The following is a 21,664-nucleotide window of genomic DNA, read 5'->3' as shown; positions in this document are numbered from 1 at the left end:
ATAAATGTATATATTTTGAAAGATGGTGAAACTTGTGTTACTAGATGAAATTAGAAAACCTTTAGAAGATTTGCAAAAAAGAATACAAGAAATCGGGGATTCACTTTAACTTAGTTCGAAAAAAAGAAAGAATTATGGATTTCGATATGCAGATGAGTGACCCGACTTTTTGGAATGATCAAGATAGAGCCAAAACAATTTCTCAAGAAGCTACGCTTTTAAAGACGGAAGTCGAAGGTCATGAAGCGTTGGTAAATAAAGCTGCAGATTTAATGGATTTCTTGGAAATGGCGATGGAAGATGGTGATACTTCCTTAACAGAAGACATAGAGAAACAATATGAAGAATTGGAAAAAGAAATAGAAAAACGGGAAATATTACTTTTGCTCTCCGGTGAATATGATAATTGCAATGCTATTTTAACTTTTCATGCCGGGGCAGGAGGAACGGAAGCACAGGATTGGACACAAATGTTGATCCGTATGTATACCCGCTGGGCTGAGCAAAATGGATATCGTATCATCATGATGGATATGCAGCCCGGTGACGAAGCCGGTGTTAAAAGTGCCATGTTTACTATTGAAGGTGACCATGCATATGGATATTTAAAATCGGAAAAGGGTGTTCATCGCTTGGTTCGGATTTCTCCTTTTGATGCAGCGGCTCGCCGTCATACATCATTTACGGCAGTTGATGTTATGCCGGAACTTCCTGACGATATGGATATAGACATTAACATAGATGAAGTGCGGGTTGATTACTTTAGAGCCAGTGGAGCCGGCGGCCAGCATGTCAATAAAACAAGTTCGGCTGTCCGAATGACACATCTTCCGACAGGAATTGTGGCTCAGTGCCAAAATGAACGTTCGCAGGTACAAAACAGAGAGATGTGTATGAAGTATCTGCGTGCTAAATTGTTTGAGTTAGAACAGGAAAAACAAGCACAGCTCAAAGCGGAAATTGGTGGTACCCACCAAGCTATTGAATGGGGAAGCCAGATTCGCTCATATGTATTTCACCCATATAATTTGGTTAAAGATCATCGTACCGGGGTGGAAACCAGCAATATTCAGGCTGTGATGGATGGAGATCTTGAACAGTTTATTGAAGGGTATTTACAACAAGAGAAGGATAAAAAACTAGCTAAACAGGACCTATAATGAAAAAACTGATTATTTTTTTGATATGCGTCGGCAGTTTTGTTTACGGAGCCAATCAATATGCTCCGCAGCTTGCCGAAGAAGGGCTGTATCACTCCCTGCAAAATTCTATGCAGTTGCGACGTTCTGATGTGCAAGTGAAGGCACAGCCAGGAATAAAAATAGTGACAGGGGCGATGGACACTGTTCAAATTCATGGCCAGGACGCTCAAGTCGGCAGTCTAAAATTGGCTTCCTTTGACTGTAATCTGCAGGGTGTCCATTTCAGTCCGCAAGCCTCTCTTATAGATGGAAAATTGAGTATTATGCGTGCAGAGAGTGGAGATATGACAGCATCTATACGCAGCGAAGATTTGCGTAGGTTTTTGATAGATAAAGTCGACAATCTTTCCAATGTAAAAGTTGTATTTGACGATGATATGGTATACGTAACTGGGACAATGTCTTTAGGCGGTATCATCGAAGCGAAAGCAAACATTCGCGGGCATTTTGGAATGCAAGAAAAAAAGCTTATGTTTATTCCTACAAATGTTTCCGTCGAGGGAATGGGAATGGCCTACAAAATAAAATCACCCAGCGTTGAGATATATGATTTTTCAAATTTTCCTCTGGGAATCCTGCCAGATACGGTTACCATGCAACGTGATATGGTAACCATTCATGGCAGAGTACGTAATTATTAATCAAGGTGGATATGATGGAATATACTAATAAACGTAGTAAAACGTTGATGATAATCGCGATCTTGATAGGCCTTTTGTGTGCTGTTTACATGTGCGTTCAGCGGTATTATGTCGAACAAAAAAACACAACAATAGAAATGGCACTAGATTATGATGCGATTTTGGCCATGGCGCGCAATGACGGCTATGATACAGATACGGCATTGGAAAAATGCCGTGAAGCTGGGATAACCAGTTTCACTATTTACGATTCGACATTAAATAAATTGACCCAGCGGGGAGATTTGTCATTGATTACTAAGCTGGGTTTCAAGTTGTATTATCCTCAATTCGATATTTCGGATTTATCGTATGATTATTATGTTATCGGAAAACCGAAGGGGTCCAAGGATGCCTACTTTGATGAAGTATGCATAGATTTAAAAAAACGTCTGGGAAATAAGAATGTAAAAATATTAGATAATCCACAATATCGTATTATGGGTGTACGTGGTGTTATGCCAACATTAGGCGAAATGAATCTAGGAATTTTGACTGCTGATGCAAACGAGATTGCCTCACATGGTTTTCATGTTATTCTACGTCCGACAAATTACAGTAATGTAACTAAGAATAAAATAGAAAGTTTCTTTGACCGTGCAGATACAATTCAAAATGTCAGCGGAATTATGTTTGTTGGAAAAGAAGTGCTGGGATATAATCCGGATCCAGCTATGCATAAAGAAATGTTGGACTATACGGCAGAATGTCTGAAAAAGCGCAATTTACCGTTTTACATGATTGAATCAGTAAATCAACTGCAGTATAATACACAAGATGGTATGTATGATTTGGCAGGCCTGCTTAATTATGATACGGGACGAGTCTATGCAATGGCCAAGGAAGAATTAGAAAAAATATCTCCGGAAGAAGCCGCGATGCGTTATTATATTAGTGATTTAGAACGAAATGTACGTATCAATCTGTTTGCTTTGTATAAGAAACCCGCTCATGGACGCAGCTTGACCGATACTAATTTGAAATATATTTCTGATGTGTCAAATAAACTTAAGGACCGTGGATATCATTTAGGGAAGGCGTCTATTTTACCGGCTTATTATCCTAATAAAATTTTATTGGCTATTGTTGCTGCTGCGGCTGTCTGCGGCTTTCTTCTTACTTTTAATTTGCTGTTTCCTTTTGCAGATAAATATAATTACATATTTATGTTAATTGGCATATTGGCAGCAGGCGGCGGTGCGGTTATAGCCAAGGGTGCGTTATTTTTACAAGTTATGGCTGTGGGGTGTGCTACTGCCACTCCTGTGGCTTCTATTCTTATTTTGCTGGATTGGTGGAAGAAAAAAAATATAACGAAAAAATTAGGCTTTGTCCGTATTTTGCGAGATGGCACTGTTGGTCTAGCCTGTGCGGTAGCCATGTCGATGATTGGCGGATTATTTATTGCGGCAATGTTGGGAAATATTCGTTTCTTTATGGAATTTGACTTTTATCGCGGAGTTAAATTGACATTCATCCTACCAATTGTTTTGATCTGTATTGGATATGTACGTCGTTTTCCATTATTTGACCGGACGATAAATTCACCAGAAGAGTTTATTGATTTTGTAAAACATTTCTTGAATATTCCCATTAAAATGGGCTCACTTATATTTGTTGGATTTTTAGCGTTTGCGGCATTTGTTTTTGTCGGTCGCAGCGGACATACTGCCGGTGTTCCTGTACCGGGTGCAGAAGTGGCTATGCGGCGCTTTTTGGAAAATACGATGTATGCCCGGCCGAGAGAAAAAGAATTTCTTATTGGTCATCCGGCCTTCTATCTGATGGTGGCGGCAATGTATCGAAAGTGGCCGCAAATTATACATTTTTTCATGGTGGTAGCGGCAGTTATCGGACAAGGATCTATGGTGGAAACATTTGCTCATATTCGCACACCCATTGAAATGTCTTTCGTACGAGGACTCAATGGATGGGTAACGGGAATGGTTTTGGGGATTATCGTCGTTTGTGCGTTGCCTATTTTTCAATATATCACGGCGTGGATGGGGAAGCAGGTGAGTCGCCGTGACTAAAATTGTTATTTCTGGATATTATGGTTTCGGTAATGCCGGAGATGAAGCAATGCTGGCGGCTTTATTGGACTCTATTTTAGAAATAATACCGGAGGCCGATATTACGGTAATCACTGGAAATGAAAAACTTACAAAAGCAAATCACGGAGTGAAAACAGTACATCGACTGAATTTTTTGGGGATAACGGCAGCGATTTCTCACAGCCATATATTGATCAGCGGCGGTGGCAGTTTATTGCAGGATGTGACTAGCTCCCGCAGTTTGTATTATTATTTGGCAATTATTAAAATTGCTTTATTGTTACATAAACCGGTCATGCTGTATGCACAAGGTATCGGGCCCTTGCGGCGCCGTAAAGCCAGAGAGGCTGTCCGTAAGGTATTGGAACGTGTGGATATGATAGGAGTGCGAGATGAAGAGTCGAAAAAAGAATTAATTTCAATCGGTGTTCTTACTCCGCCGATTGAGGTTACTGCCGATGCTGTATTATCTGCAAACCCTGTTGATAAAAAACTGGGTTTTCTTCTTTTAAAAAAATATGCAATAACCGGTATACGCCCTAAAATAGGGATAGCGATACGGAATTGGAAAAACCTAAGCCATTATAAAATTGAAGTAGCTAAGGCTGCCGATGTACTTCAGGAACGGTATAATGCGAATATTGTATTTGTACCTATGCAGTTTCCCGATGATATTCGAGCCGCAGAGGATGTGTGCGGATTTATGAAACGGGAAGCAATTATCCTCAAAGAACAGTATACAACGGTAGAACTTATGTCGATTATCGGTTGTATGGATGTACTTTTAGGAATACGATTGCATGCACTCATCTTTGCATCCATAATGCATGTTCCCGTGACCGCTATTTCCTATGATCCTAAGATTAATAATTTTATTGATTTAATTGGCGAACGCCTGTGCGGTACAATAGAAACAGTTACGGCGGATATGCTGATTGTTGATTTAGATAAAAAATTAACGATGGGTCAGCTGGCTCCGTCTGTATTGATTCGCATCAACCAATTGAGAGAATTATCTCTCCGAAATGCGTATTTGGCATTAAAGGTTATTGAAAAATATTCAAATTCTTTATGAATCGGAGGCACGTTATGCAAACCTTAACTGAGGAACAAGTACAATCTGTAAAAAACTATGCCACGGCAATGCGCAGGGAAATCATAAAAATGATTACCGAAGCTCAATCCGGACATCCCGGTGGTTCTTTATCCATCGCGGATGTGGTGGCTTTGTTATATGATGTAGAAATGAATGCATCACCGCAGGATCCGCATAATCCGGACCGGGACCGTTTGGTTTTATCAAAAGGTCATGCTGCTCCTGCTGTGTACGCAGCATTAGCATTAAAAGGATATTTTCCAATCGCTGAACTTGCTGGATTACGTAAGATCGGACGGTTGTTGCAGGGACATCCAGATATGAAGCATATTCCTGGCATTGATATGTCTACTGGGTCGTTAGGACAGGGAATTAGTGCTTCTTGCGGAATTGCAATAGCAGGTAAGCTTGACCATAAAGACTTCCGAGTATTTACAATTATGGGTGATGGTGAACAAGAAGAAGGTCAGGTTTGGGAGGCGGCAATGTTGGCAGCCCATTATAAACTGGATAATTTAACCGCTTTTCTTGATAACAATGGATTACAGATTGACGGTAAAATTGATGAGGTTATGTGTCCTGAACCATTACCTGATAAATGGAAGGCTTTTGGCTGGCATGTTATTGAAGTGAACGGTCATGATGTACAGGAATTGCATCAGGCTGTTTGTGAAGCGAAAACTACTACGGGAAAACCTACCATGATTATTATGCATACTATAAAAGGAAAAGGTATTTCTGAGATGGAAAATCAGGCTGGATGGCATGGGAAAGCACCATCAGTAGAGCAATGCGCAATATTCTTATCGGAATTGGAAGGTGAACAATAATGGCAAAAGCAACGCGTGACGCATACGGCGAAGCCTTGGCTGAATTAGGTGCCGTTAATGATGATATAGTTGTTTTAGATGCTGATTTATCGGCTTCTACTAAAACCAGTGTGTTTAAGAAAGCATTTCCAAATCGACATTTTAATGTAGGCATAGCGGAACAGAATTTAATTGGAGTAGCTGCTGGATTGGCTGCGACAGGGAAAATTCCGTTTGCTTCTTCTTTTGCAGTATTTGCAACAGGGAGAGCCTTCGAACAAATCAGAAATTCTGTTTGTTATCCCCGTTTAAATGTAAAAATCGCTGCAACACATGCCGGTATTACAGTTGGAGAAGATGGAGCTACGCATCAAGCGAATGAAGATGTTGCTATTATGCGTTCGTTGCCTAATATGTCTGTCGTCGTTCCTGCTGATGCCGCTGAAACAAAAGCTGTTATTAAGTGGGCAGCTGCATATGACGGTCCCGTTTATATCCGAATGGGACGTTCCAAAGTACCGGAAATTTTTGATGATTCTTATCAGTACACGTTTGGCAAGGGCATTGTATTGCAAGATGGGATAGATGTAACGCTCATTGCCATGGGAATTATGGTCGCAAAAGCACAAGAAGCTGCTAAAGAATTGGAAAAAGAAGGTATTTCCGCAGCGGTTGTTAATATGAGTACGATAAAGCCGATTGATTCGGAGATGCTTATTGCTTGTGCAAAAAAAACAGGGGCTGTCGTTACGTGTGAAGAACACACGATTATGGGTGGTTTAGGCAGTGCGGTTGCGGAGGTTCTTGGTGAATGCTGCCCAGTTCCTCTGACTCGTATAGGTATGAATGATGTTTTTGGCGAATCAGGGACACCGAATGAGCTTCTGGTTAAATTCGGACTAACAGCCGAACATATTGTCCAGGCAGCTAAATCTGTTATTGCTCGTAAATAAGCAGCTGCTTGAAAAGAGGTAAACTATGATTTATTTTAGGGATGTATCAAAAATTTATGATAATGGCTCCGTTGCATTAGATCATGTTACGGTTCATATTGAAAAAGGTGAGTTTGTTTTCGTTGTAGGTGCCAGCGGTGCCGGTAAATCAACGTTTATTAAACTTTTGTCACACGAAGAACTTCCTTCATCGGGAACTGTTGTTGTAAATGGTATTGAAGTTAACCGTATCGCAAAAAATCGTGTACCTTATTTACGACGCAAAATGGGAATTGTTTTCCAAGATTTTCGGTTGCTTCCGAATAAGACTGCGGCGGAAAATGTAGCATTTGCCATGGAAGTTATTGAAACACCGCGTAAAGTAATTCAAGAACGTGTGCATAACGTTCTTGATTTGGTTAACTTGGTGGGAAAGGCCGATGCGCTGCCGCAAAATCTCAGCGGCGGTGAACAACAGCGTATTGCCATTGCTCGGGCTATTGTGAATCGTCCGCTTATGCTGATTGCTGATGAACCTACAGGCAATCTGGATCCTGATACATCGCGCGGAATCATGGATTTGTTTACTAAAATCAATCATATGGGAACAACGGTATTGATGGTGACACATGATAAGCAAATGGTTGATATGATGAATAAGCGAGTGATAGAAATCGTTGATGGTAAAATTGTCCGCGACGAACAGAAAGGGGCATACGGCGATGAAGATTAGAACTATGCGTTATTATACGTCGGAAGCCTTTACATCTTTTAGACGCAACAGCTTTATGTCTTTTGCTTCTGTTGCTACTGTAGCGCTATCATTATTCATATTGGGTATTTTTATGACGATGGTAGCTAATCTTGATTATTTTGCTGATAATTTGGAAAACCAAGTTCAGATCAGTGTATATTTGAAGGATGGAATTACAACAGATCAGGTGATGAAAGTAGGACGGGAATTAAAAGAATTGCCGGATGTTAAATCCATTGAATTTACCGATAAGGATAAAGCAATGAATCGTTTGAAAGAAAGGATGAAAGACCAGCCGGGAATTTTGGATGCATTGGAAGGTAAAAATCCATTGCCTAGTTCATACGAAATAACTTTTACCAATCCAGAGGCAGTAAAGAAAACGGCAGCCGTAGTTGCTAACTATCCAGAGGTAGAAAGTTCACACTATGGACAAGAAATTGTTGAACAGTTATTTTCGATTACTCAGGTTATTCGTTGGGGCGGCATTGCTCTTATTATATTTTTGACGTTTGCTACATTATTTATTATTTCTAATACGATCCGCTTAACCGTGTTTGCACGTCGCAGAGAAATAGGGATTATGAAATATGTAGGTGCTACTAATTGGTTTATCCGCTGGCCATTTCTTTTGGAAGGGTTGTTTTTAGGTTTTATCGGCGGACTCATTGCGGATATGGCATTGTTTCAGTTTTATGGCTTTGTTACTACGGAAATACATGAATCACTAGCTTTTTTACCGATGGTCAGCATGTATCCGTTTATGTATGAGACCGGGGGCGTACTTTTAATTATCAGCATGATTATTGGCGCACTAGGTAGTACGATTTCTTTGAAACGTTATATGAAGGTGTAATATATGGTAAAGCAAATGTCTGGAAAAAAAATTATTGCTGTTATGATTATTTCGGCTATGCTTACTCCGTGTTTTGCGGTTGTGGCAGATGATGATGATTCCGATTTACAAAATCAACTATCTGATGTACAATCTCAAATGGATCAGCAGACACAAAAGAAGAATGAAGCAGAAGAGGTTATTGGTAGTGTTTTTGAAAAATTACGGGTTACACAAGAAAATCTTGATGCCGCATTAAAGGAATTTAAGACTGTTTCTGATCAACTTGCACAGACTGAAGAACAAATAACGAAGATGCAAGCTGAGCTGGAAAAAACGCAGACTAATTTAAGCCGGCGCCAAGATGTTTTAAGTACTCGTATTCGGGATATCTATATGCATGGACAATTAGACTATTTGGATGTTGTTATTGGAGCTAAAGATTTTAATGATTTTTCTAACCGTGTTGAATTGTTGAAACGTATTGTAAATTCAGATATGGAACTTATTACTTCCATCAAAGACGAACGAGATAAAATCAATGAACAAAAAGCAATATTGGAACAGGAACGGCAGAAACAGGTAGAATTGAAGGCTGAATCAGCTAAAAAGAAAGAAGAAGTGGAAAAACGCAAGGCAGAACAGCAGGCTATTTTGAATAAGGCTCAAAATGATAAGGCAACAGCAGAACAAGCTTATAATGAGTTGGAAGCATCCTCACAGCAAATCGGTGATATGCTGCGTGCCCGTGCGGCAGCTCGTGCCGCCGCCGCTTCTGGTTCGGATTCTTCCGGAGGAAGTTCTGATAGCAGCTATTATCAGCCTGTCAGTGGTTCTGGCCGATTTATATGGCCTGTCAACGGTGTGATTACTTCCCCTTTTGGATACAGGAACCATCCTATATTCGGCCGTCAGATTCTTCATTCTGGGATTGATATCGGGGTTGATTCAGGAACACCGGTGCATGCTGCTGATAGTGGGGTTGTTGTGGAAGCTGGCTGGCTGGGTGGATATGGTTATGCTGTTGTCATTGACCATGGTAACGGGCTGTCTACTTTATATGGACATAACTCGTCGTTGAATGTATCAGCGGGACAATCTGTTTCACAAGGGCAGGTTATTGCGTATTCCGGATCGACCGGAAATTCTACTGGTCCTCATGTTCATTTTGAGGTACGTGCCAATGGGGATCCTGTTGATCCTACTGGTTATCTATAATAGGGGCGCTACATGAAAATCAAGTATAAAAAAATTGTAAGTCTTGTATGGCATGGAGGGGCATGGATATTTTCTGCAATGCTTTGTTCTATTGTAGTATTTATTTTAGGATCATACTATTATACCGGTTCACCAACTGGTTTTTTAAAACTGGTTCGTACGTTTAGCATTGTAGAATCGCGATATGCAGGAGAAATAGATAAAGAAAAATTATTAAACGGAGCATTAGAAGGTATAGTAGCGAAACTTTCAGATAAGCATTCTATCTATCTTGATGGGGATAATTATGCATCTTTTGCTAATCAAACCTCCGCATCGTATGCCGGCGTTGGATTGTATCTTGGTAAAAACGATCAAGGACCTTTTGTTGTAGAAGTTGTGGATGGTAGTCCGGCTAAAGAAGCGGGTATTCAGCGCGGTGATATTATTGTTGCCATTAATGGAAAAAATGCGAATGAAATGGATATTGAACGAGTGGCACAAGAGGTTCGCGGCCCTGTGGGCTCTGCTGTCACGCTTGTACTAAGTCATAAAGGAACGGAATATACAAAAGAACTGGTTCGGAGCCAGATACAATTAAAAACAGTTGGTGGTCAGCTTATACCAGGAACGAATATTGGTTATATTCGTGTGGCTATTTTCAGTGAAAAAACTGGCAAGGAATTTACAGACTTGTATCAGTCTTTACGACAGCAGGGAATGGGGAAAATGATTCTTGATCTACGAAATAATCCCGGCGGACTTGTTGATCAGGCTGTTATTGTTTCTAGTAATTTTGTACCGCCGCATAGTACCATTGTTTCTTATGTCGACCGTTCTGGAAAAGAAACCGATTTTACAGCGGATGGTACCACAGACGGGATTCCCATGGTGGTACTTATCAATGAAAATACAGCCAGTGCTGCAGAAATTACAGCAGGAGCTGTTCAAGATTTAAAAATTGGTACAATTGTCGGAGTTAAAAGTTATGGGAAAGGAACGGTTCAGGGAGTTTATCCTATTGATGAAGGCAATGCCATCAAACTAACTGTTGCAAAATACAAAACCGCGAATGGCAGATTTATAGATGGGGTTGGGATTGAGCCGGATGTAGTAGTTCCTTTGCAGGCTGATGATACGACAGATAAACAGTTTGAAAAAGCGTATGAAATATTGAATCAGTAGGACAGATAGACAAGAGACATGGTCCTTACTGGCTGTGTCTCTTTTATAATATGATAGTATTCTGTAAATGAGGTGTAGTATGTTTATAGATAGAGCAAGAATATTTGTGCAATCAGGTAAAGGCGGAGACGGCATGAGCAGCTTCCGCAGGGAAAAATTTGTACCTAAGGGAGGTCCGAATGGCGGTGATGGTGGACAAGGAGGAAGTGTAATACTGGTTGCTGATCAGAATGTAAATACGTTAGTAGATTTTCGATATCGCCGTTTATTTAAAGCAAAGCCGGGTGGCAAAGGTCAAGGGAGTAATAAGTTTGGACGTGATGCTGAAGATTTTTTGATTCCTGTTCCCGTAGGTACTGTTGTAAAGGATGAATCTACGGATCGTGTTATTGCTGATTTAAGCTACGATGGACAACAAGCTGTAGTTGCCAAAGGTGGACGCGGTGGCCGTGGGAATTATCATTTTCGGACAAGTGCAAATCGTGCACCTACATTTGCTGAAATGGGTGAACCAGGGGAAGAACACTGGCTGCGTATGGAGCTTAAAGTATTGGCAGATGTTGGTCTTTTAGGATACCCTAGTGTTGGCAAATCTAGTATTTTACGTCAAGTATCGGCGGCAGAGCCGGAGATTGCGGCATATCACTTTACTACACTGAATCCTATCTTGGGTGTAGTGAATTTATCGGATCATCGCAGTTTTGTTATGGCCGATATTCCCGGACTTATTGAAGGAGCCAGTGAAGGCGTAGGTTTGGGACATGATTTTTTACGACATATTGAACGTACCAAGATTTTAATACATGTTCTGGATGTATCTGGGTCAGAAGGACGTGATCCGATAGAAGATTTTGAAAAAATCAATAGTGAATTAAAAAAATATAATGAACGACTGTCTCATAAATTGCAAATTGTAGCAGCTAATAAAATAGATCTTTTAGAAGATTCTGATAATTTAGAACGAGTCCGTGAATATATGAATGCAGAAGGGCAGGAAGTTTTCCCTATATGTGCAGCTACGGGAGAAGGAATTCCTGAACTTTTAGAACGAGTGTGGACTCTTTTGCAGGAATATGCTGCTGAACCGGAACAAACAGAGGATGTCGTGGTATATAAGGCAGAAAATAAGCCTGATTTTGAAGTGCATCGTGATGATACAGGGGCGTTTGTTGTCACGGGGCCTCGTATTGAAAAATTGGCAGCTATGACTAATTTTGCTGATGATCAGTCCTTACGTCGATTCCAACGTATTTGGCGTTATATGGAGCTTGATAAATTATTAATAAAAAATGGTATTAAAGATGGAGATACAGTTCGTATTAATGATATGGAATTTGATTTTCAAAAATAAGGAGGGTACAATAGATGATAGGGAAAGATAAACGGCAGCTGAAAGCCATGGCGAGTCTTATGACGGCAGTAGTACAGATAGGTAAAGATGGATTGACGGATGCTGTCATTGACAGTGCACGAGCGGCTATTACGGCTCGGGAACTTATTAAGGCACATGTACTTAATAATGCCAGCCTTGATACTAAGGAGACCATGACTGAACTTGCAGATATGCTGGGAGCTGAACTTGTTCAGATTATCGGCCATTATGGAATACTGTTTAAAAAAAAGAAGGAAAAGTCACATTATGATTTCATCCAAGAGTAAGGATGGTATACATGACAGATATACGCGAAGGTTTTATTCATAAAAACCGCATTATAATAAAAATTGGATCAAGTACGCTGACACATGCGTCAGGTAAATTAAATTATCATCGCATTGAGAAATTGGTTATGGAAATTGCTGATTTGCAGAATCAAGGAAAACAGATGATTTTAGTTACTTCTGCTGCTGTCAGTGCAGGTATGGCTCCACTTGGATTATCAGAGCGCCCGCAGAATATGCGGGAAAAGCAGGCATTGGCTGCTGTTGGACAAGGTATATTAATGAATATTTATGAAAAGATGTTTCGTGATTACGGCCAAACGGTAGGACAAATATTATTGACCCGTATGGATTCATATAACCGAAAAAATTTTATGAATTTGCGCAATACATTGCTTACCCTATTGGATATGGGAGTTATCCCGGTTATCAATGAAAATGATGCGGTGGCTATAGACGAATTGAAAATTGGGGACAATGACACCTTATCTGCTATCGTTTCATCCATTGTGGATGCAGATCTGTTAATTATTCTGTCTGATGTGGATGGGCTGTATACCGCGAATCCACTGACGCATACAGCGGCATCCGTTATTTCTCAAGTTGATGAAATTAACAAACATATTTATGACATCGCAGGGGGCGCTGGGACAAGCCGCGGAACAGGCGGCATGTATACAAAAATTCAGGCAGCAGCTATTGCTACGGCTTCCGGCGTGGATATGGTCATTGCTTCCGGAAGTGAAATGGATATTATTCGCCGTATTTGTGATGGTGAAGTGACGGGAACCTTATTTAAGGCTAAGGATACCAATCTTCATACAAAAAAACGATGGCTCGTATCGGGATTACGGATACATGGATCTATTATTGTTGATAAAGGGTGCCGTGATGCTATTGTAGAACATGGATCAAGTGTTTTGCCAGTGGGCGTAGTAGATGTTATAGGTGATTTTGGTGAAGGAGATATTATCGAGGTTTCATACGACGGATTAGTTGTTGCTAAGGGAATTGTCAATTATGATAGTGGTGATGTACAGCGTATCAAAGGCGTCCGAACTACTAAGCTTTCGGATATCTTAGGACATGATGGATGCTATGAAGAAGTTATCCATCGCGACAATCTTGTTGTCATGCAATAGTATAAAGGAGGATAGAATGATGGAATCGGAAGTGGTCATTAAGGCGAAAGCAGCTCAAGCAGCTTCGCGGGAAATAGGAATAGCATCCACAGAACAGAAAAATAAAGCATTGATATACATTGCAGAATTATTAGAAAAAAATACAGATGATATTATTGCAGCTAATATGCAGGATATAGAACATGCACGGACACGCGGCATGTCGGAAGCGATGCTTGATCGATTGAGACTGACAAAAAGCCGTATAGAGGATATGGCGGTTGGTGTACGGCAAGTTGTTGATTTACACGATCCCGCACATATCTCGTTAAAAGAAATATGTCGTCCGAATGGACTGAGAATTACCAAAGTGACCGTTCCACTTGGCGTTGTTGCAATGATTTACGAATCACGCCCTAATGTCACTGTTGATGCAGCTGCTCTTTGCATTAAATCAGGAAATGCTTGCGTTTTACGAGGCGGCAGTGAATCTATCCATTCTAATACTGTTCTTGTACGTATTTTAAAACAAGGTCTGCAGCAGGCAGGTCTTAATCCGGATAGTGCAGCACTATTGGAAAATACGGATAGAGCTTTGGTAGAAGAACTGTTGACACTGCGTCAATATATTGATGTAGCGATTCCGCGCGGCGGTGCCGGGCTTATTCAGATGGTTGTGCGTACTGCCAAAGTGCCGGTAATTGAAACAGGAAGCGGGGTATGTCACATTTATGTTGATAAGCAAGCGGATCTTGATATGGCGGTACGTATTGTAGAAAATGCAAAAGTGTCACGCCCTTCTACTTGCAATTCGATGGAAACTCTTCTTGTCCATGCAGATATAGCAGAGGATTTCTTACAAAGACTTACTCCTGTTTTACAAAAACAAAATGTAGAGATGCGTGGCGACATACTGGCTCAAAAGGCAGGCACAGGTGTCAAAGCTGCTAATGATACAGATTGGGGACAAGAATATAATGCGTTGATCATGTCAATAAAAACAGTAACTTCTATGGATGAAGCCATGGAACATATCAGAAGATATGGAACAAAGCATTCGGAGGCTATTGTGACAGAAGATACGGCAGCTGCTGAACGTTTTTTACGGGAAGTAGATGCAGCGGCGGTATATGTTAATGCTTCGACTCGCTATACAGACGGTTTCGAATTCGGATTTGGTGCCGAAATCGGAATTAGTACACAGAAACTTCATGTTCGCGGTCCTATGGGATTGGAGGCTTTAGTCAGTTACAAATATATCATTCATGGCCAAGGGCAGATCCGTACATGATGTCGCTTATACGCGGTTATATACGTACGTTTCGTCAGTATGCGAGTTCACCTAAAACACAGTATGAGTACAAACATTATGCCTTGTTTTTATTGCTGTTTCTGATGGTATTGATAGTAGTTTGGGGAGGAATATACCTATATCATGGATATACGTAAAATCGGAATCATGGGCGGTACCTTTAATCCTATACATTTGGGACACTTGATGATTGCCGAAGAAGCACGACAGCATTATGGATTGGAAAAAGTGATTTTTATTCCTTCCTATATTACACCGAATAAAGATATGACAGGAGCGGCAGCGAAACAGCGCTTGGAAATGACGCGGCTGGCTACCTGTGATAATCCGTATTTTATGGTAAGTGATATAGAAATTCAGCGTAAAGGATGTTCTTACACCATTGATACACTTCGTTATTTGAAAAAATTATATGGTATATCTTGTCATCTTTTTTTTATATGCGGTACGGATACGATACAAGATCTGCCTAACTGGAATAACCCGGAACAAGTATTGGATCTTTGTGAGTTTGTAGGAGCTACACGTCCTGACGGAACGGAAACTATTGATAATATTATTGCATATTTTGGAGAATTAGGCAGACATATTCATAAACTGGAAGTCCCGACGATGGAGCTTTCTTCTACGGAACTTCGATATCGCCTGCAGCATGGCATGTCTGTCCGATATTTACTTCCCAGTAAAGTTCGAGATTATATCATTAAAAATGAGGTTTATTTATGTATGAAAAATGTAAAACACGAATAAAAAATGACTTGACAGCGATTCTTTCAAAAAACAGATATACACATGTATTAGGAGTTGCGGCAGCAGCTAGAGAATTGGCGGAACGCTATGGTAGTGATTTAGATAAAGCAGAATTAGCAGGACTGTTGCACGACAGTGCTAAAGAATTAAAATTGTCAGAAATGCAGCAGCTAGCTGAACGCTCTTTTGGAGACCAACTTCCTCCTGAAATTACAGCTGTTGGAAGTTTGCTGCATGGTTATGCAGCAGTAACGATTGCTAAAGAAAAATACAATGTTCACGATGCCGATATTTTAGCGGCGATAGCTCATCATACGACCGGAGCCTTGCATATGAGTGTGTTGGAAAAAATTGTGTTTCTTGCCGATTATATTGAAAAGAGTCGTAATTTTAACGGTGTGCAGCGATTGCGAGAAATGGCAGTAAAAAATTTGGATCAGGCGGTTTTGTATGGATTTGATTTGACAATCTCACATTTATTGGAACAGAGAAAGCAGATTTATGTAGGTACAGTTCGCTTTCGCAATAGTCTGATTGAATATATGGAAAAATGTAATAGGGAGTGCAGATAGATGGAACGCAAAAAAAAGACACGACACCGGCGCTATCAATCGAATTTGCCAAAGAAAAAGCGCAATATCAAAAGAATACTGATAGTCGTTTTAGTCTTTGCTGCGGTTATTTGGATGATGGTGACAGCATATCAGCGATATAGTCAAACCAGGAATACACAGTTGCAAAACCGAATTGACGCTGTTCAAAATGGTTCTTCTGATTCTTTCACACAGGTTAGTCCGGATATTCCTTTATATGTACTTCTTGTCGGGGTGGATGATAAAACTCCACGCCAAGCCAACTTTGTTGCTTTAGCAGCTGTCAATAAAGAGAAAAAACATATTGATTTTATCATGCTTCCCGATAATACAAAGATAGAAGGCCGTCAGGAAAAAGGTAATCAACGATTGGCCGATATTTACAGTGAAGGCGGGTTAAAACTGACGCAAGCTGTAGTAGAAGATATTTTCCATATTCCTATTCCTTATTATGTTGTATTGACGCAGGATTCATTTAAAAAACTGATGAATGAGAATAATGGAATATCTATCTATGTGGAACGAGATATGTATCATGAAGATCAGCAAGGTACTACCGATATTGATCTCCGGCAGGGGTATCAGCATCTGGATGGGGATAAAGCGCTGGGATATATGCGTTATGTAGATCAAGACGGACAGTTGCCGCGGGTACAGCGTCAGGAACGTTTTGTAAAACTTTTTTATACGGAAATGGAAAAACATTTTGGTGTGACAAACATGTTCCGTATGTACAGGTATTGGAAAAATGTAGATTCTAATATTTCAGCTAAAGAAATAGCTGGATTAGCATATATATTTAAAGATACACCTGTTTCGAATATTACTTTTTATATCTTGCCAGGCGAATATTCTAAGATAAAAGACCAGATGTACTGGTCATATGATCCGATTAATGTGCAGAAAATACTGGGAAATTCCAATAATGCTATAGCTACGGATCCCAATGCAGTAAAAAATATAGATAATAAATAATTTTACACGTATGGTTATTGAAAGGGAGTTAACTAATGACAGAAAAACAAAAAAAATCTTATGAAATAGCGGCGCAGGCAGCATATGATAAAAAAGGAATGAATATCACGATACTGGATATGAAAAACACCTCTATCATGGCCGATTATTTCTTGATTTGCAGTGCTAAGAATATCCGACAAACACAAAGTATTGCTGACTATGTGGAAGAACAGCTTAAAAACAATGAAATGGAAGTTCGGCATGTAGAAGGTTACCGATCAGGCCGTTGGATACTTCTTGATACGGGGGATATGATTGTACATATATTTACGGAAGAAGACCGCAGCTTTTATGATTTAGATAATTTGTGGTGTGATGCCGGACGCATTGCGTTCGCAGGTGAATAAGATGGCAGAAACATTACAAGAAAACAGTATTGTTTCTTTAGAGGTACTCCGTTTAGGAGAAATGGGAGCTTTTTTGAACGGAGGTACGGGCAATACAAATGATGATATTCTTTTGCATAAGAACCAGCAGACAAAACCTGTAAATGTGGGGGATATCGTTACGGTATTTTTATATCACGACCCGGCAGGCCGATTGACTGCCAGTATGAACTTGCCTAAAATTAAGGTAGGACAGATTGGGTATACTCCTGTTATTAATACTACTCGATTTGGAGCTTTTGTTGATGTAGGGACAGAACGAGGGATTTTTATGCCTTTTGCAGAAATGAAAGGACGTCCTAAAGAGGGTGAATACGTATGGGTCAAATTGTATGAAGACAAATCTCATCGTTTGGCAGTGTCTATGGAAGTGGAAGATGAAATGCGGCGGGCTTCCAAGGCTGCTGCAGATGCTAAAGTCGGTGACTGGGTAGAAGGTGCCGTATATAATATGACCGATCAAGGGGCCTATCTCATGACACGGGAACGATGGATTGCTTTTTTACATCGCAGTGAATTTACCCGTCCTATATTGATAGGACAAATGATAAAAGGCCGTATTACCTATTTGCGTGAAGATGGCCGTATTAATATTTCATTGCGTCCTACAAAAGAAAATGCTATGCAGGATGATTGTGATAAAATTATTGCTTTTTTAGTAGAAAGAAAGGGAAAGATCCCTTATGGAGATAAAACAGCCCCTGCTGTTATTAAAACAAAATTTGGCTTAAGTAAAGCGGCTTTTAAAAGAGCGATAGGACATCTTATGAAAGAAAAAAAAATAAAGCAGGAAGATGGTTGGACATATTTGATACCTTCGACTGAAACAGATGAGGATAAAGGGAATATAGAGATATCATAACAAAGAACTGCAGTAAATTTATATTTACTGCAGTTCTTTGTTATGAGGGGAACGTATGTAACGGCCTGTACTATCTTCCCATATAAATCCCTTTATAATAAGTGTGGTTATCGTGCGGCTGATGGTACCGGCATCTATTTGAGAACGTACAATAAGATCATCTTGGGATAACGCTTCGTCATAAGAAATGAACTTTAAAAGTGTATTTTCCAGCAACGTGAGAGACATATAGTTATGCTTATCTGGTGGTGAATCTATAGATATACTGGAATTCCAGCCATATTCGTTTAATAGGTCATCTGTTTTGGTTAGTGGAATAGCTCCGATGCGCAGCAACTCATTTGTACCTTCACTGGTTTTGGAAAATATACTGCCGGGTACAGCAAATACGTCGCGTCCTTCTTCCAAAGCAAAATCCGCGGTTATCAAGGAACCGCTCCGTTTGGCAGCCTCTATGACGATGACACAGCGGGCCAATCCACTGATAATACGGTTGCGAGCTGGAAAATGTTGTGGCAGCGGTTCGATTCCCGGAGCATATTCAGATATAATTGCACCTTTCATATCCAATATATCCTGAAATAATCGTTTATTTTCAGGAGGGTACCATGTATGAAGACCGCAGGCCATAACTGCGATAGTTGGTTTTTCTTCCTGCAATGCTCCTATATGTGCCGATGTATCTATTCCTCGTGCACCGCCGCTTATGATCGTGATATCCTGAGCACTCAGATTTTGTGCAATATGGAGTGCTGCATTCTTACCATATGGAGTACAACGGCGAGACCCTACGATTGCCACACTTTTAATGTTGACAGGTAACGTTCCACGATAGAATAACGCAGCAGGAGGATTGTAGGTTTGTGATAAAAGTAGGGGATATTCCACATCCTGATAGCTAATTATCTGTAAATTAAGCTGATTTATATGGGTTAAAAAACGGTCCCAGTCAAAACACTTTTTTTCCTGTGAAATTTTTAATTGTTTTTCTATGCAATGATGCAGTATATTAAAAATTTCTTTGTCTGCTGTATTCCAAGCTTTTTCCGCAGAACCGAAATAATTGACTAATTTACGTACGCCGCTGGGACCTATAAAAGATAATGATTGCCAAGCGGCAGTATAGAGTTGTTCATTTGTCATTGTTTTACATCCTTTGCAAATTGTTGCGATAGCTTAACGCTTCGGCGACATGTATATCTTCAATAACGGCACTGCTGTTTAAATCGGCAATTGTGCGTGATACCTTTATGATGCGGTCATAACTTCGGGCACTGAGTTTTAGTTTATCAAATGAGGCATGAAGAAGTTTTTGTGCTTCTTTGGTCATAGGGCATGTTTCTTTAAGAGCTCGATGACTCATATGCGCATTACAGGCAATATGGTAACTATGCAGTCTTGTCTCTTGCAAACGGCGTGCTTTTAATACGCGCTCACGTATACAATCGGATTTTTCTTGCGGTAGTTCTGATGTCAGTTCGGTGTATTGAGGACGTTGTACTTGTACGTGGAGATCAATGCGGTCAAGAAGCGGTCCTGATATTTTTCGAATATATCGACGAATTTCGCCAGCCGTACAAGTACACTCTCTGTCTTTATCACCTAAATAGCCACAGGGGCAGGGGTTCATGGCAGCGATAAGCATAAAACGAGCAGGATAAGACAATGTTGCATTTACACGCGCTATATTCACTATTCCATCTTCCAGTGGTTGTCGGAGAACCTCTAAAACAGATCGGGGAAATTCCGGAAATTCGTCAAGAAATAATACTCCATTATGGCTTAGAGTAACTTCGCCCGGTTTAGGAATTGTACCGCCGCCTATAAGCCCGGCAGTAGAAATCGTATGGTGCGGACTGCGAAAAGGTCGTTCTGTCAACATGTCAACTTGTTGAAAAAGTCCGGCTACGCTGTATATTTTTGTAACCTCCAATGATTCCTGTATATTCATCGGCGGAAGTATAGTGGCAATCCGTTTGGCCAACATGGTTTTTCCCGCTCCCGGGGTACCTATCATCAATACATTGTGCCCACCGGCTGCCGCAATTTCTAAGGCCCTTTTTGCTGTATATTGACCTTGTACTTCTGAAAAATCAACATTATATTCTGGAACCGTCAGCAGTTCCTTTGCTCGGACAGCAGGAGTAAGCGGGGAAAGACCATTGAGATGATTAATTATTTCACAAAAAGTAGAGACACTATAGATATTCATATTTTCGCAAAGAAGCGCTTCCGTCGTATTTTCAGGACAGACATATACCTGTTTAAATCCTTCATACATACCTTGCAGGACCATAGAAAGAACACCTGTAACAGGGCGCAGATGTCCGTCTAATGACAGTTCTCCGATAAATAAAGAACCAGTAGTTTTGTCAGCAGCAATTTGACCGCTGGATACCATAATGCCGATGGCAATAGCGGTGTCTAAGCCGGCGCTGTCCTTCTTTAAATCGGCTGGAGCCAGATTTACTGTTATTCGGCGCATAGGAAAATCATATGCGGAATTTTTCATAGCAGAACGTACTCGTTCTTTGGATTCTTTAACGGAAGTAGCTGCCAGACCTACAATTTCAAAAGCAGGAAGTCCGTTTGAAATATCTGTTTCTACTTTAATGATATTGCCGTGGAGTCCTAATGTTGTAGCTCCGTGTATACATGCAAACATAAGTATTCCTTTCTAATAGGAAACGATAAATGCGTTTTTGATGTGATGTATGCGGTAGCTTTTGTCAGTTGCTGCGATCACTTCTATTACGTCAAATCGGCAAGGGGTGTTCCAACTGTTTTTCTGGGTTAAATATCCTTCAGCAACTTTTTTTAATTTACATTGTTTACGATATCCAACGGCTTCGGCTGGACAGCCGTATTGAAAAGAAATACGGGTTTTTACTTCTATAAAAATAATCATGTTACTTTTTTGTGCGATAATATCTATTTCGCCGATACGTGTCCGAAAGTTTTTAATGAGAATACCGTACCCCTGTTTTCGGAGATATTTGACTGCTAATGATTCTCCGATGTTTCCCAGTTCTTTATCTTTCATTTCCTGAAAATCCTTTCTTTATGAATATACAATACACTATATCAAGCAATTATTAAAAGAATATAGTTTCGTTATAAAAATAAAATTAAAAAAACGAAGAAAGATTTCTTATCGATTAAAATTAAATTAAGAATGTAATTATGGCAATTATGTGACACTTATTTCACAGTTTCTTTA

Annotated in this window: 22 protein-coding genes; 19 read left to right on the top strand and 3 right to left on the bottom strand. The window is 40.2% G+C overall.

The window, feature by feature from the left end:
• The first annotated feature begins 22 nt into the window (after positions 1–22).
• The 19 genes from prfB (at position 23) to NXG62_RS03760 (ending at position 18,444) form a co-directional block, all read left to right on the top strand.
• Positions 23–1,160 (top strand): peptide chain release factor 2 gene (prfB, locus tag NXG62_RS03850; protein WP_427113661.1). Its coding sequence is split into 2 segments (ribosomal slippage): positions 23–106 and positions 108–1,160, totalling 1,137 coding nucleotides; the frame shifts between segments, so codons are not numbered across the junction.
• The gene (locus NXG62_RS03845) at positions 1,160–1,843 is read left to right on the top strand and encodes an LmeA family phospholipid-binding protein (protein ID WP_427113660.1); all 684 of its coding nucleotides are present in this window, start codon (positions 1,160–1,162) and stop codon (positions 1,841–1,843) included. Before prfB ends, NXG62_RS03845 begins: the two co-directional genes overlap by 1 nt.
• Positions 1,844–1,854: 11 nt before the next feature.
• Positions 1,855–3,915, top strand: coding sequence for a DUF5693 family protein (locus tag NXG62_RS03840; protein WP_427113659.1), 2,061 nt, complete (start codon positions 1,855–1,857; stop codon positions 3,913–3,915).
• Positions 3,908–5,011 carry a polysaccharide pyruvyl transferase CsaB gene (gene csaB, locus NXG62_RS03835; protein ID WP_427113658.1) on the top strand — a complete coding sequence of 368 codons (1,104 nt, stop codon included), beginning with the start codon at positions 3,908–3,910 and terminating at the stop codon, positions 5,009–5,011. Before NXG62_RS03840 ends, csaB begins: the two co-directional genes overlap by 8 nt.
• Positions 5,012–5,025: 14 nt before the next feature.
• Positions 5,026–5,862: a transketolase gene (locus tag NXG62_RS03830; RefSeq protein WP_427113657.1), complete on the top strand. Its 837-nt coding sequence runs from the start codon at positions 5,026–5,028 to the stop codon at positions 5,860–5,862.
• Positions 5,862–6,794 carry a transketolase family protein gene (locus NXG62_RS03825; RefSeq protein ID WP_427113656.1) on the top strand — a complete coding sequence of 311 codons (933 nt, stop codon included), beginning with the start codon at positions 5,862–5,864 and terminating at the stop codon, positions 6,792–6,794. Before NXG62_RS03830 ends, NXG62_RS03825 begins: the two co-directional genes overlap by 1 nt.
• A 25-nt stretch (positions 6,795–6,819) precedes the next feature.
• Positions 6,820–7,506 (top strand): cell division ATP-binding protein FtsE, encoded by a 687-nt coding sequence (gene ftsE / locus NXG62_RS03820; RefSeq protein ID WP_427113655.1) that lies wholly within the window; start codon positions 6,820–6,822, stop codon positions 7,504–7,506.
• Positions 7,496–8,383, top strand: coding sequence for a permease-like cell division protein FtsX (gene ftsX, locus NXG62_RS03815; protein ID WP_427113654.1), 888 nt, complete (start codon positions 7,496–7,498; stop codon positions 8,381–8,383). The genes ftsE and ftsX overlap by 11 nt, the downstream gene beginning before the upstream one ends.
• A gap of 3 nt (positions 8,384–8,386) precedes the next feature.
• The gene (locus NXG62_RS03810) at positions 8,387–9,580 is read left to right on the top strand and encodes a murein hydrolase activator EnvC family protein (protein ID WP_427113653.1); all 1,194 of its coding nucleotides are present in this window, start codon (positions 8,387–8,389) and stop codon (positions 9,578–9,580) included.
• Between the two features lie 12 nt (positions 9,581–9,592).
• Positions 9,593–10,744 (top strand): S41 family peptidase, encoded by a 1,152-nt coding sequence (locus NXG62_RS03805; protein WP_427113651.1) that lies wholly within the window; start codon positions 9,593–9,595, stop codon positions 10,742–10,744.
• 79 nt (positions 10,745–10,823) lie between these two features.
• On the top strand, positions 10,824–12,095 hold the full coding sequence (gene obgE / locus NXG62_RS03800) for a GTPase ObgE (RefSeq protein WP_427113650.1): 1,272 nt from the start codon (positions 10,824–10,826) through the stop codon (positions 12,093–12,095).
• A 14-nt stretch (positions 12,096–12,109) separates the two neighbouring features.
• Entirely contained in the window at positions 12,110–12,403 is a 294-nt protein-coding gene (locus NXG62_RS03795) for a YhbY family RNA-binding protein (RefSeq protein ID WP_427113649.1), read from the top strand.
• A gap of 11 nt (positions 12,404–12,414) precedes the next feature.
• On the top strand, positions 12,415–13,545 hold the full coding sequence (gene proB, locus NXG62_RS03790) for a glutamate 5-kinase (protein ID WP_427113648.1): 1,131 nt from the start codon (positions 12,415–12,417) through the stop codon (positions 13,543–13,545).
• 19 nt (positions 13,546–13,564) lie between these two features.
• A complete protein-coding gene (locus tag NXG62_RS03785) occupies positions 13,565–14,815 on the top strand; it encodes a glutamate-5-semialdehyde dehydrogenase (RefSeq protein WP_427114233.1) in 1,251 nt (416 codons plus the stop codon).
• A gap of 144 nt (positions 14,816–14,959) precedes the next feature.
• The gene (nadD, locus tag NXG62_RS03780) at positions 14,960–15,586 is read left to right on the top strand and encodes a nicotinate-nucleotide adenylyltransferase (RefSeq protein ID WP_427113647.1); all 627 of its coding nucleotides are present in this window, start codon (positions 14,960–14,962) and stop codon (positions 15,584–15,586) included.
• Positions 15,559–16,158, top strand: a complete 600-nt coding sequence (gene yqeK, locus NXG62_RS03775; RefSeq protein ID WP_427113646.1) for a bis(5'-nucleosyl)-tetraphosphatase (symmetrical) YqeK — start codon at positions 15,559–15,561, stop codon at positions 16,156–16,158. The genes nadD and yqeK overlap by 28 nt, the downstream gene beginning before the upstream one ends.
• Positions 16,159–17,154, top strand: a complete 996-nt coding sequence (locus tag NXG62_RS03770; protein ID WP_427113645.1) for an LCP family protein — start codon at positions 16,159–16,161, stop codon at positions 17,152–17,154. It abuts the gene before it with no gap.
• A 35-nt stretch (positions 17,155–17,189) separates the two neighbouring features.
• Positions 17,190–17,543 (top strand): ribosome silencing factor, encoded by a 354-nt coding sequence (gene rsfS / locus NXG62_RS03765; RefSeq protein WP_427113644.1) that lies wholly within the window; start codon positions 17,190–17,192, stop codon positions 17,541–17,543.
• A 1-nt stretch (position 17,544) separates the two neighbouring features.
• Positions 17,545–18,444, top strand: a complete 900-nt coding sequence (locus tag NXG62_RS03760; RefSeq protein WP_427113643.1) for a CvfB family protein — start codon at positions 17,545–17,547, stop codon at positions 18,442–18,444.
• Positions 18,445–18,468: 24 nt separating this feature from the next.
• On the opposite strand, the gene dprA is transcribed toward NXG62_RS03760, so the two are convergent.
• Genes dprA through NXG62_RS03745 form a run of 3 tightly spaced genes read right to left on the bottom strand, consistent with a single transcriptional unit; the run spans position 18,469 to position 21,487 of the window.
• A complete protein-coding gene (gene dprA, locus NXG62_RS03755) occupies positions 18,469–19,587 on the bottom strand; it encodes a DNA-processing protein DprA (protein WP_427113642.1) in 1,119 nt (372 codons plus the stop codon).
• 4 nt (positions 19,588–19,591) lie between these two features.
• A complete protein-coding gene (locus NXG62_RS03750; RefSeq protein WP_427113641.1) occupies positions 19,592–21,109 on the bottom strand; it encodes a YifB family Mg chelatase-like AAA ATPase in 1,518 nt (505 codons plus the stop codon).
• Between the two features lie 12 nt (positions 21,110–21,121).
• A complete protein-coding gene (locus NXG62_RS03745) occupies positions 21,122–21,487 on the bottom strand; it encodes a YraN family protein (RefSeq protein WP_427113640.1) in 366 nt (121 codons plus the stop codon).
• Between the last annotated feature and the right edge of the window lie 177 nt (positions 21,488–21,664).

Origin of the sequence: Megasphaera sueciensis (genome assembly GCF_050219315.1) — a bacterium.
GTDB lineage: Bacteria > Bacillota > Negativicutes > Veillonellales > Megasphaeraceae > Megasphaera_A > Megasphaera_A sueciensis.
The sequence above is the reverse complement of the archived record's forward strand: the minus strand, read 5'-3'. Positions and strand labels throughout refer to the sequence as shown.

Excerpts from the sequence above, each read along its gene's own strand:
- NXG62_RS03845 (WP_427113660.1), top strand. The coding sequence starts at position 1,160 with ATGAAAAAACTGATTATTTTTTTGATATGCGTCGGCAGTTTTGTTTAC.
- NXG62_RS03840 (WP_427113659.1), top strand. The coding sequence starts at position 1,855 with ATGATGGAATATACTAATAAACGTAGTAAAACGTTGATGATAATCGCG.
- NXG62_RS03830 (WP_427113657.1), top strand. The coding sequence starts at position 5,026 with ATGCAAACCTTAACTGAGGAACAAGTACAATCTGTAAAAAACTATGCC.
- NXG62_RS03825 (WP_427113656.1), top strand. The coding sequence starts at position 5,862 with ATGGCAAAAGCAACGCGTGACGCATACGGCGAAGCCTTGGCTGAATTA.
- ftsE (WP_427113655.1), top strand. The coding sequence starts at position 6,820 with ATGATTTATTTTAGGGATGTATCAAAAATTTATGATAATGGCTCCGTT.
- ftsX (WP_427113654.1), top strand. The coding sequence starts at position 7,496 with ATGAAGATTAGAACTATGCGTTATTATACGTCGGAAGCCTTTACATCT.
- NXG62_RS03810 (WP_427113653.1), top strand. The coding sequence starts at position 8,387 with ATGGTAAAGCAAATGTCTGGAAAAAAAATTATTGCTGTTATGATTATT.
- NXG62_RS03805 (WP_427113651.1), top strand. The coding sequence starts at position 9,593 with ATGAAAATCAAGTATAAAAAAATTGTAAGTCTTGTATGGCATGGAGGG.
- obgE (WP_427113650.1), top strand. The coding sequence starts at position 10,824 with ATGTTTATAGATAGAGCAAGAATATTTGTGCAATCAGGTAAAGGCGGA.
- NXG62_RS03795 (WP_427113649.1), top strand. The coding sequence starts at position 12,110 with ATGATAGGGAAAGATAAACGGCAGCTGAAAGCCATGGCGAGTCTTATG.
- proB (WP_427113648.1), top strand. The coding sequence starts at position 12,415 with ATGACAGATATACGCGAAGGTTTTATTCATAAAAACCGCATTATAATA.
- NXG62_RS03785 (WP_427114233.1), top strand. The coding sequence starts at position 13,565 with ATGGAATCGGAAGTGGTCATTAAGGCGAAAGCAGCTCAAGCAGCTTCG.
- nadD (WP_427113647.1), top strand. The coding sequence starts at position 14,960 with ATGGATATACGTAAAATCGGAATCATGGGCGGTACCTTTAATCCTATA.
- yqeK (WP_427113646.1), top strand. The coding sequence starts at position 15,559 with ATGTATGAAAAATGTAAAACACGAATAAAAAATGACTTGACAGCGATT.
- NXG62_RS03770 (WP_427113645.1), top strand. The coding sequence starts at position 16,159 with ATGGAACGCAAAAAAAAGACACGACACCGGCGCTATCAATCGAATTTG.
- rsfS (WP_427113644.1), top strand. The coding sequence starts at position 17,190 with ATGACAGAAAAACAAAAAAAATCTTATGAAATAGCGGCGCAGGCAGCA.
- NXG62_RS03760 (WP_427113643.1), top strand. The coding sequence starts at position 17,545 with ATGGCAGAAACATTACAAGAAAACAGTATTGTTTCTTTAGAGGTACTC.
- dprA (WP_427113642.1), bottom strand. The coding sequence starts at position 19,587 with ATGACAAATGAACAACTCTATACTGCCGCTTGGCAATCATTATCTTTT.
- NXG62_RS03750 (WP_427113641.1), bottom strand. The coding sequence starts at position 21,109 with ATGTTTGCATGTATACACGGAGCTACAACATTAGGACTCCACGGCAAT.
- NXG62_RS03745 (WP_427113640.1), bottom strand. The coding sequence starts at position 21,487 with ATGAAAGATAAAGAACTGGGAAACATCGGAGAATCATTAGCAGTCAAA.